This window comes from Streptomyces sp. bgisy159 (assembly GCF_965341775.1).
Classification (GTDB): domain Bacteria; phylum Actinomycetota; class Actinomycetes; order Streptomycetales; family Streptomycetaceae; genus Streptomyces.
On the sequence record NZ_CBDQZH010000002.1, the window covers coordinates 390,269 to 399,633 of the forward strand.

Genomic DNA, 9,365 nt, shown 5'->3' on the forward strand with positions numbered 1-9,365 from the left:
GTGTTTCAGCGCACGTTTCGGCGGGCGGCCGTGGGGGAGGTCACTGACACGATGATCGGGTTGCGCGGCGGGGGCCACGCGTCCTAGAAAAGCAGTCGGGTGGAGATATGCATCGCGGTGGCGGACTGGGCGAGGGGACTGATGACCTGGGTCCTCGGCGTGCCCGGCGGGGAAGGCACCGACGCGACGCGGAGAACAGCGCCGAAGCACGTCAGGTACATGGTGGACCGAACGAGCCCGAGCGGATCGACGACGTCGACCGGACGGACCGTACCAACCGTACGGAACGAGTCGACCGTATGACCGACCCTCGGGCCGACCGCCTCCGGGCGGGGAGCAGGAATGGTGGTCGGGTGGGGGTGACGTACAAGTACTTCGGCGCGCCGGACGGCGCGACCGCTGCCCGCGTCCCGATCTCGATGCGGCCCGAGGAACTCGGCGGCGACGAGCTCGGCATGAACGGCATGTTCACCAAGATCAAGCCGGAGACCATGGCCGCCATGGTCCTCACCGGCATCGAGGGCGTCCCCCTGCACAAGGTGCCGCCCCTGGAACTCGTCGTCCTGCACCCCGACTACGCGGTCGTCAAGCTCCCCATGACCGTCGTGGACCCCCTCCGCGACATAGGCGAGGAGGCGGTGGGCGCCGCCGCCTTCATCTGGTCCACGGTCCCGGACCGCGGGGGTCCGCGTGACGCGTTCAACGTGTACCAGTTGCTGCACGAGTGGCAGGACTTCAGCCATCGGTTGCATGAGGCGGGGCATCAGCCTTATTGCCTTGTTTGGCCCTGACCGGCTCTGTTCGCCTGAAGCAACCAGTGGTCGTCCTGGATACACCTCCATAAGCCGCAGCCGACATCTGCGGCCACACCCATGCCGCTTCGTTTCCGACTACAGGAGGGGCAACGCCGAGCGGCCGGGCTCGTCAAGGCACGCCGCCGGATCCGGGCCGCCGCGACCACGGCGTCACCCCGTCCGGAAGCGGCAGCTCCTACGGCGCGAAATGGAGGTGATGTTCCGGGCTTACGAAAACGAGTGGGACATGGCCGAGCGGACTCTGCCCTCGCTCCAGCACCTGATGTCCGCCGCACCCGGCGCCGCGTCCTCGGCAAGCAGGCTGAGACAGCACGCATCACCGTAGCTGATGCGTCCGTCAAAGCCGGCGCACCGGCCGCCGCCAAGCCGTTGTTGTCAAACTGCCTGGCCGGTGAGGCCATCCTCCTGTTCTGTCGGCGTGGCCTCTTCGCTGTCCGGGAGGGTGCGCAGCGTACGTACCCGGCTGAACAGGGGCCAGACCGCCGAGGTCAGGATGCCGAGGCCGGACAGAGTGAGTGTGCCGCGGTAACTGAGCAGCGAACTGGCGATCCATCCCCCCAGCAGGGCACCCACCGGTTCGATGCCCCAGCTGACTACGCGGACGATGGAGGTGATCCGGCCGAGCATGGCCGAGGGGACCAGTGCCTGTTTGATGGTCTCGCTGAGGATCAGATTGATGAGCAGGGCGAAGGCCCAGAGGGCCGTGGAAACCGCGACCAGGGCTCCGCCCACCCACTTGCCGAAGGGTTGCGCGGCGGGCACCAAGAGGATCGCGGCGCCCGGAACCGCGTACACCGCGGTAAGCACGGCCCCGTAGCCGAAGCGCTCGGCAACCCGGCCGGCGGCCCAGGCACCCGCGAGTCCACCCACCCCTCCCGCGACGTTGAGAAGCCCGACCATCAGCGGACTGAACCCCAGGACCTTGATCACGTACAGCATGTATACGGTGAAGAACATGGTCGCGAAGAGGTTGAAGTGGGCGGCGGCGAGGGCCATCGGTCGCTGAACCTTGTCGCGGAGCAGGAGCCGGAAACCGGAGACAATCGCCTGGAGATGTCTCTCCTCCTCGTGTTCCTCACCCTTGGGTGACGGCACCTTGGGCAACGACGCCAGCGCCAGCGAACTGCCGAGATAGCTCACCGCGTCCGCCGCGACGGCCAGTGGCGCGCCGAGGATCTGTACCAGTACGCCAGCCAGGCCGGGCCCTGCGGTGTCGGCGACCGAAGCCGTGCTCTGCATCCAGGAGTTGGCACGGACCAAACGGCTGTTCCCGACCAGCGACGGCATGTAGCTCGACATCGCCGCGTCGAAGACCAGGGAAAGCCCGCCGACCGCGAACGCGACGACGAGCAGCAGCCATATGTCCAGCGCGTCGACCAGGTAGGCGACCGGAATCGTCAGCAGGAGGAGGAACCTGAGAAGGTTGGCGGTCTGCATGACTGCCTTGCGATCCGCCCGGTCCACCCATACGCCGATGGACGGACCCAGTAGAAGGACGGCCAACGAGCCTGCAGCGCCGAGGAGCCCCATGTCCCAGGCGTCGGCGTCCAGGGTGAGGACCGCGACCAGGGGCAGCGCAAAGAGCGTGATCTGGCTGCCCACCAGGGAGACGGACTCACCGGCCCACAACCGGAAGAAGCCGGTGCCGGCCAAATCTATGCGTGCGGTCTTTGCTTCTTCAGGGGACGTGGTCGACAAGGTGTTTCCTTACGTGTCAGAACTCGCCTGAGGGGCGAAGACCGCTTCGAACAGTTCGCCTTGGACGGGCAGCACCATAGGAAATTCCGATCGCGCCATGGCCGCGGCGTCGGAAGTGCGCCTCACCTGCCACTGCGCGCCACCAAGGGGCCAGTGAATCACGAGTCGGTTGCCGCCCGTGCGGACCACGGATGCGGGGACGGCGAGCCGCAGACGCCGCCAACCGTCGGTCGCGACCGGCAAGTTCCCGATCTCCGTTCCGTTGGCGAGGACTGTAGCCGGTTCCCCGCGGCCGACGGCCTCAGGAGTCCGGTACACGAGAGTCAGCTCCCCGGCCACGGCCTCCGGCAGTTCGAAGGCGAGGGTGCTCGTCCGTCCGAAGCACTGGAGGTAACTGCGCTCGGGCAGATGGTTGGGCGGCCGGAACGCGCCATCGATCAGGCCCTGTTCCACCGCGGCAAGCAGGTCTGTCGTGCGGGGGCGGGGTTCCGGGGCCGGTGTGCTCTCCCCTCCGTTGACGCCGTCGCAACCATCGGGCCGCAGGGTGTTGCCGGTCTCTCGGCCCAGGCACCTCCTGAGCGACCACATGCCCAGCGTCTCCGCCTGCCGGGTCAGCATGGGAGCGAGGTAGCGGTGGGCCTGAGGAGTGGCGACCAGGGTCGTCACCGCCGGGTGTGTCCACACCGGCCCGTCGGCTTGGAGTACGTCGAGCAGGGCCTGCGCCGTCTCGGGCACGCCGAGCACGGCGGCGCGGGTCAGCTCCGCCACGCGCTCCTCGGGCTGCCCGTAGAAACTGTTGTGCACGGCGGCCAGCAGAAACGACATTGCCCTGGCTTTCTCGGAGGCCCCGGGTCCAGGTGGTGTGGTGCCCTGGGGCAGCCCACGGATCTCGTCCGTGACCGCGGCGGCCAGAAGCTCGATGCCCTGATCGCTGAGGTGACAGTAGTCGAGGAAGTACGAGGGGTCCGGTAGCGTGTGCGGTGTCCGGTGGCGCAGAAGGGCGCCCAGGTCGACGCAGCCGAAGCCGAGCCTCGCACCCGTTTCCGCCATCATGGCCCGGATGGGGGAGATGACGCGGGGCGTATGGGTGGTCAGCAGTCCGGCGGCGGCGTCCCGGGCCGTTTCCAGGGCTCGCTCCTCGTCGGCGGCGCGGCCCAGCGTCCGGGCGGCCTGCGCGCGCAGCCAGCCTGTGGCCGGGCTGAGCCCTCGGTCGAGGGAGGCCATCTCCTCGGTAAGCGTGAGCACCGACTCCGCGTCGCCCCGGCCTTGGGCATCTTCGGCCCGTCGGCGCAGTCCGGCCCACCGTGTGAGGGCGTCGGGAGTCAACGGCGGGAGTTCCAGTTCCGGGTCGGGTGACCAGCCGCGCAGGTTGAACTCCGGAATGACCAGGACGACACGGGCTTCGCACGACCGTGCCACCTGAGCAAGGCGGTTCAGCAACCGCAGGGCTTCGGGGGCGACGATCCGGTCGAGAAAACAGTCGCGCATGGTCGCGTAGTCGCCGTTGCGCAGTGCTGTGGCCAGCAGGTCGAGGTGCGCCGGGGTGTGCTGGGGCAGCACCCAGTTGTTGCCGGCGTAGACGACGATCATGTCCGGGCGCAGCACCGGCAGTTGGCCCACCAGGGTCATGAGCTCGCGCAGGCTCTGTCCGGTCTGCGCAAGGTCGATGCACTGGTGAGCGCCCGGCGCGGCGTCGTCCAGTTGGCGCTGCAGGGCGAGCGCAGGGGTGAAGACCGGGTCGAGGAGGAAGCCCCGGGCGCTGGATTCGCCGAGCAGGACGATCCGCTCGGCCTCTTCACTCAGTGGAATGTCCGCCAAATCGGCCCAGGTGCGGGCCTCATCCACGGGCAGGGATCGGCGGCGCAGCGTGGTGCCGCCATCGGTGCGCACCACATCCCAGGGGCCCACCGTCGGTATGCCCGGCTCGGCTCCGCCGGCCGCCCGCGATCCGTTCCCGGTCGCTTGCCGGGAGCCGGTGACAAGGGCCAGTTTCTGCAGTTCTGCCAGGATCTCCGCACCTCGCTCGTCCGCCAGCAGGCGGGCCAGGTTGTCGGCGCGGGCCGCGAAGCGCTCTTCCGGATGATTCACGATCGGCTCCTACAGGAAGGTGTACACGTCGCGGCTGATCGGCGGTCGCTGATAGGGCAGCAGATCGTCGAGCAGACCCGGCCAGTGCCGCGGCAGATCGGCGCGGGCGATGACCTGGTCACCGAGGACCAGAGCGTCGAGATTTGACCGGACGAAACATGTCAGGGCGTCGGCTGGCGAGCAGACGATGGGCTCACCACGCATATTGAACGACGTGTTCAGCAGGATCGGGAAGCCCGTGAGATCCCCGAACGCAGTGAGCAGTCCATGGAAGCGCGGCGCGTCGGACCGGTCGACGGTCTGCACGCGCGCACTGCCGTCGACATGGGTGATGGCGGGCAGTTCACTCCCTCGTCGCACAGTGGTCGTGTCGAGCATGAAGGGGGAGGGTTCCGCAAGATCGAAGAACTCCGCGCAGCGCTCGGCCACCACGGCGGGGGCGAAGGGACGGAATGCCTCGCGCTTCTTGACCAAGGCGTTGATCTTGTCCCGCATCCCGGGGTCGCGGGGGTCGGCCAGGATCGAGCGTGCGCCGAGCGCGCGGGGTCCGAACTCCATCCGCCCCTGGTACCAGCCGACGACCGCCCCGTCCGCCAGGAGCCGAGCGGCGTGGGCCAGCAGCCCGGCTTCGTCACCCGCGAAGTCCAGTGCCGGCACCCCGGCCCGACGCATCCAGGTGCGCGCGGGCGCGGTGCGGCCGGTCGGACCGAGCCGTGCGTCGGTGAGCCTGCGTGGGCTGAACTGCCCGGTCAGCCGGTGATGCACCATGGCCGCGGCGCCGATGGCTCCTCCCGAGTCGCCCGCGGCTGGCTGGACGAAGATCTCCTCGAACGGCCCCTGTTCCCGAATGCGCCGGTTCGCCACGCAGTTGAGGGCGACACCACCGGCGTAGCCGAGGCGAGTGCTGCCCGTCACCTGGTGCAGATGGTCCAGCTTGAGGAGGAGGAGTTCCTCGAGCAGCAACTGCAGGCTGGCCGCGACGTCGGTGTGGAACTGCTCGATCTCGGACTCGGGGCTCCGGGCGGGACGACCGAGCAGTGTGCAGAGGCTGTCCGTGTACATGGGCCCGCTGCCGCTGAGGTCGAAGTGGTCGAGGTCGAGCCGGAACTGTCCACCGTCCTGGTCGGTCACCAGGCGACGCAGCAGGTCGACGTAGCCCGGGCTGCCGTATGGTGCCAGGCCCATCACCTTGTACTCGTCACTGTTGACGGCGAACCCGAGATACGAGGTCACGGCGCTGTAGAGGATTCCCAGCGAGTGCGGGAACCGGACCTCCTCGAAGAGTTCGATGCCGTTCTTGTCGCCGCGGCCGTAGCTGGTGGTGGTCCATTCGCCGACGGCGTCGGCGGTGAACAGCGCGGCGCTGTCAAATCCGGACTGGTAGAACGCGCTGGCGGCATGGGCCTCATGGTGTGCCACCGCGGTCACCGGGCCGACGAAGCCCAGCAACTGCTCGATCTGCCGGAACGGGCGGCTGGCGTCCAGCTTGCCGAGTGCCACCGGTGAGGTTTCGGGCACCTGTGGCAGGCCCGACCACAGCTGGCGGCCGAGCTTGCGCTCCGGCCGCTCGTAGTAGGCCACGTGCTCCACATCGGTGATGTGGACGCCCGCGTCGCTCAGGCACGCCCGCACCGCCCGCACGGGCATGGCGGGGTCGAACCGGGTGCGGGTGAAGCGCTCCTCCTGCGCGGCGGAGACGATCTCCCCATCGATCATGACAGCGCACGCGGAGTCGTGGTACAGCGCGGAGATACCAAGGATGATCATATGTCCCGTCCTGTTCCGTGCAGGGCCGACGTCTTGCCTGCGCATGCCGCGTCGCCCGCCGTCGCGACCGGCCCGCCTGCTCCCAGCACATCCAGGACCAGGCGCCGTCCTCGAACCGCGCAGTCACCCGTGCCGACGAAGAGCAGTGCATCGCGGGCGACCAGCGATGCGATGAGGGAGTTGGTCGGACCGAAGGAGTGGGCGGTGGGTGTGCCGCCGTTCTCGAGCGACCGTTCCTCGGCGCTGAAACCCGACACCCTGCGTCGCTCGAAGCAGCGCCAGCAGTGGCCGGCTGCCGGGTCGAGAAGTGGCCCCCAGTAGCCACTGCCGAGCCCGACCGCCCCACCGATCAAAGGCGTCGCCGTGCGCTCGGCCCACGCCCAGGCAGTGTCCCAGATGGTGCGCGGCTGGTCTGCGGCGACGACCAGCAGGTCGAGGGAGTTCGGAAGGGCGTCGAGATCCTCCCGAGAGACCACCTTGCGTCGCAGTGTGTGGACACGCACATCGGGACTTACGGCCTGCAGTGCGCGTGCAGCCACGGTCACCTTGGCCTCGCCGACGTCGGCGGCGGTGAACAGGTACTGCCGGTTGAGGTTGTGAACGGCGACCTCGTCGTGGTCGATCAGCCAGAGCTCCGGCACGCCCGCACCGACGAAGTGCTGGGCTGTCAACCCGCCGATACCGCCGACGCCGAGGACCGCCACAGAGCAAGTGCGCAGTCGGTCCTGGGCGCGCTGCCCGTCCGGTGTCACCGACGTCAGCCACCCCACCTGTCGATCCCACGGAACGCTCTGTTCCACGTATGGAGGTTCGGCCGTGAGCCAACCGAGCGCGTCCAGGCGCTCGATGAGCCGACGGACTGTGCGGGCGGAGGATCCCTCGGCCAGCGTGTCGCGGTCGGCTCCCGAGCGCAGTCGCCGTACAGCGTCGGCGGCCGAAGAGCCCGTCGAGCGGATCCGCAGCGCCTGGGTGCCCTGTACGAGAAGCATGCCGCCGTCATGGGCATACACCTGGACGCTGTCGACGAGTCTGATCTCATCGCCGGGCATCGTGTCCTCCCGCGCCCGTCGCAGCCCCCGTCAGCATGCCCGCCGTGGTCAGGCTCGAGAACAGTGATCCGGCCGCCCGCTCGCCCGCGTGATCGGTCAGCTGTCGCATCGTGAAGGGCGCCCCGTCCAAGTACGGTCGCAGAATCCGCACCGCCTTGGAAGGAACACGGATCTGCTCTCGGGTCCTCATGTTGGTGCACACCATGGCGCCCTCCAGCTCCAGGACATCGAGATCCTCGACCGCGAGGCGGAACAGTTCGTCCGGACGGTTGGAGGCCGTAGGAGCAGGACGGTAACGGCGGCTGTTGACCTTCTCGGCGAACTCCCGGTAGCGCCGGTGGATGTCCGCCCGCTGTTCCGGCGTCATCGCCGGATCGACGTTCTGGAGGTGATTGAGCGCATACTGCGCCTGCCCCGAGGTTTGGACCGCAGGGCCCACGGTGAGACCGAACCGCTCAGGGTTGCGGCCCACGTTGGAGGACCTGGTCGCCTCGAAGGGGAACACGGAGACGGAGAGCAGCGTGTCGGCGAAGTCCTGGACGTCGTCCAGCGCCCGCAACGCCTCGTCGTACGTGGTGGTCGGCAGGTCCGGGATGAGGTTGATGATGAGAGGAAGACCCACCTCGCGGGCGTCTCGCAGGAAGCGGAGGTTCTCCTCACGGTCGGCCGACTTGTGGACCAGTTCTAGCACCCTGGTGATCGTCGTCTCCATACCGACGACGAGAAACTCACAGCCGGCCTCCGCCATGAGGGCAAGCAGCTCGCGGTCGAACCTGCGGTCCACCATGGCGAACGAGTTCCAGCTGATCCGAAGGTTCCGGTCGATCAGTGCGCGGCAGACCCGGCGGGCGAACGCAGGCGGAATGGACTCGGTGATGAACGTGAACCGCGAGACGCCGAAATCGTCGACCAAGGTGGCAAGTTCGTCCACGAAACCGTCGGGGCGCCGCCCCCGGAACGGCGGGCTGCCGTCGTACAGCTCGATGAAGTCGCAGTAGTCGCACTTGCCCCAGTAGCAGCCGCGGGCCTGAGTCACCGCGAGCACGGGCGCGGCAAGCCGGTTCAGGACTTCCTTCGGATACAGAGGCGGGGGCAGCCGGTTGATGTCGGGGCCCGGGGCGGGCGCGTTGTGGTGGGTCGCACCGTCGCCGTCCAGATGGCTGACGCCGGGCACAAGGGCGGGCTGCCAGTCGCCCCGCCCGGTCTGCTCGGCAAGCGCCAGAAGGGGCTGCTCGCCGTCAAAGCGTACGACGCAGTCGATGTGGGGATGGTGGACCAGGAGACGGTCGAGGTCGGCGGGGTCCATCAGGCTCACGGCCGGTCCGCCCAGCACTACCCGTACATCCAGCCCCAGGGCCTTGACGTGCGCGGCGAGCAGGAGGGCGGGCAGCAGCTGAGGGCCCATGGGCACCGAGATACCGACCAGCGACACCCGCTCACCGATGCGGCGGCGCAAGTCCGCCTGCGCATAAAAGGCGTTGTACGCGCGTACGACGGCGTCGTCGTGGTCCAGCGGCCCCAGTACCCTCTCGTCCGGGTCGACCAGATAGGGCGTGGACAGCAGGCGCACCACATAGCCGTACGGCGAGTCGGGGCCGAAGTCGTGCCGTCCGTCGGAATCGAACACGCGCTCCTGGGAGCGCGACAGCCAACGCGCCGCGGCACCAGCCATGGTCTCGGGGCCCACCTCGGGCAGCCGGCCGCCCTGAGCACGCGCCTGGTCGAGCAGCCACAGGGCGAACTCTTCGTTGAGGTCGGCCTGTTCACTGGGTATGCCGGCCTGGTTCAAGAAGGCAGCCAGCGCCGCGGTCGACGGGTAGAAGCTTCCGAAGTTGGTGTCGACCAGAGGTGGGAAAGCCAACCACACTTCGGCTGGTGTCGCTTGATGCACGGTGTCTCCGGTACGAGGCGAGGCGGAGGGATGATGGGCTACGCAAGGCGGGTGTGG

At 68.4% G+C, this 9,365-nt stretch carries 6 protein-coding genes; 1 reads left to right on the forward strand and 5 read right to left on the reverse strand.

From position 1 onward, the window contains the following. Window positions 1-353 precede the first annotated feature (353 nt). Window positions 354-791, forward strand: a complete 438-nt coding sequence (locus ACSLTV_RS03900) for a hypothetical protein (protein ID WP_010353923.1) — start codon at window positions 354-356, stop codon at window positions 789-791. A 399-nt stretch (window positions 792-1,190) separates the two neighbouring features. Here ACSLTV_RS03900 and ACSLTV_RS03905 read toward each other — a convergent pair whose 3' ends face one another. The 5 genes from ACSLTV_RS03905 to ACSLTV_RS03925 all read right to left on the reverse strand — a co-directional run. Then, window positions 1,191-2,513: an MFS transporter gene (locus ACSLTV_RS03905; protein ID WP_432134353.1), complete on the reverse strand. Its 1,323-nt coding sequence runs from the start codon at window positions 2,511-2,513 to the stop codon at window positions 1,191-1,193. Between the two features lie 9 nt (window positions 2,514-2,522). Further along, window positions 2,523-4,601 carry a hypothetical protein gene (locus ACSLTV_RS03910; protein ID WP_435611614.1) on the reverse strand — a complete coding sequence of 693 codons (2,079 nt, stop codon included), beginning with the start codon at window positions 4,599-4,601 and terminating at the stop codon, window positions 2,523-2,525. A gap of 9 nt (window positions 4,602-4,610) precedes the next feature. Next, complete coding sequence (locus ACSLTV_RS03915; protein WP_435611615.1) at window positions 4,611-6,368, reverse strand: carbamoyltransferase family protein; 1,758 nt, start codon at window positions 6,366-6,368, stop codon at window positions 4,611-4,613. Continuing rightward, window positions 6,365-7,417 carry a ThiF family adenylyltransferase gene (locus ACSLTV_RS03920; RefSeq protein WP_435611616.1) on the reverse strand — a complete coding sequence of 351 codons (1,053 nt, stop codon included), beginning with the start codon at window positions 7,415-7,417 and terminating at the stop codon, window positions 6,365-6,367. The genes ACSLTV_RS03915 and ACSLTV_RS03920 overlap by 4 nt, the downstream gene beginning before the upstream one ends. Continuing rightward, window positions 7,404-9,365: B12-binding domain-containing radical SAM protein (locus ACSLTV_RS03925; RefSeq protein WP_435611617.1), on the reverse strand; the 1,962-nt coding region annotated here is incomplete at its 5' end. The genes ACSLTV_RS03920 and ACSLTV_RS03925, both read right to left, overlap by 14 nt.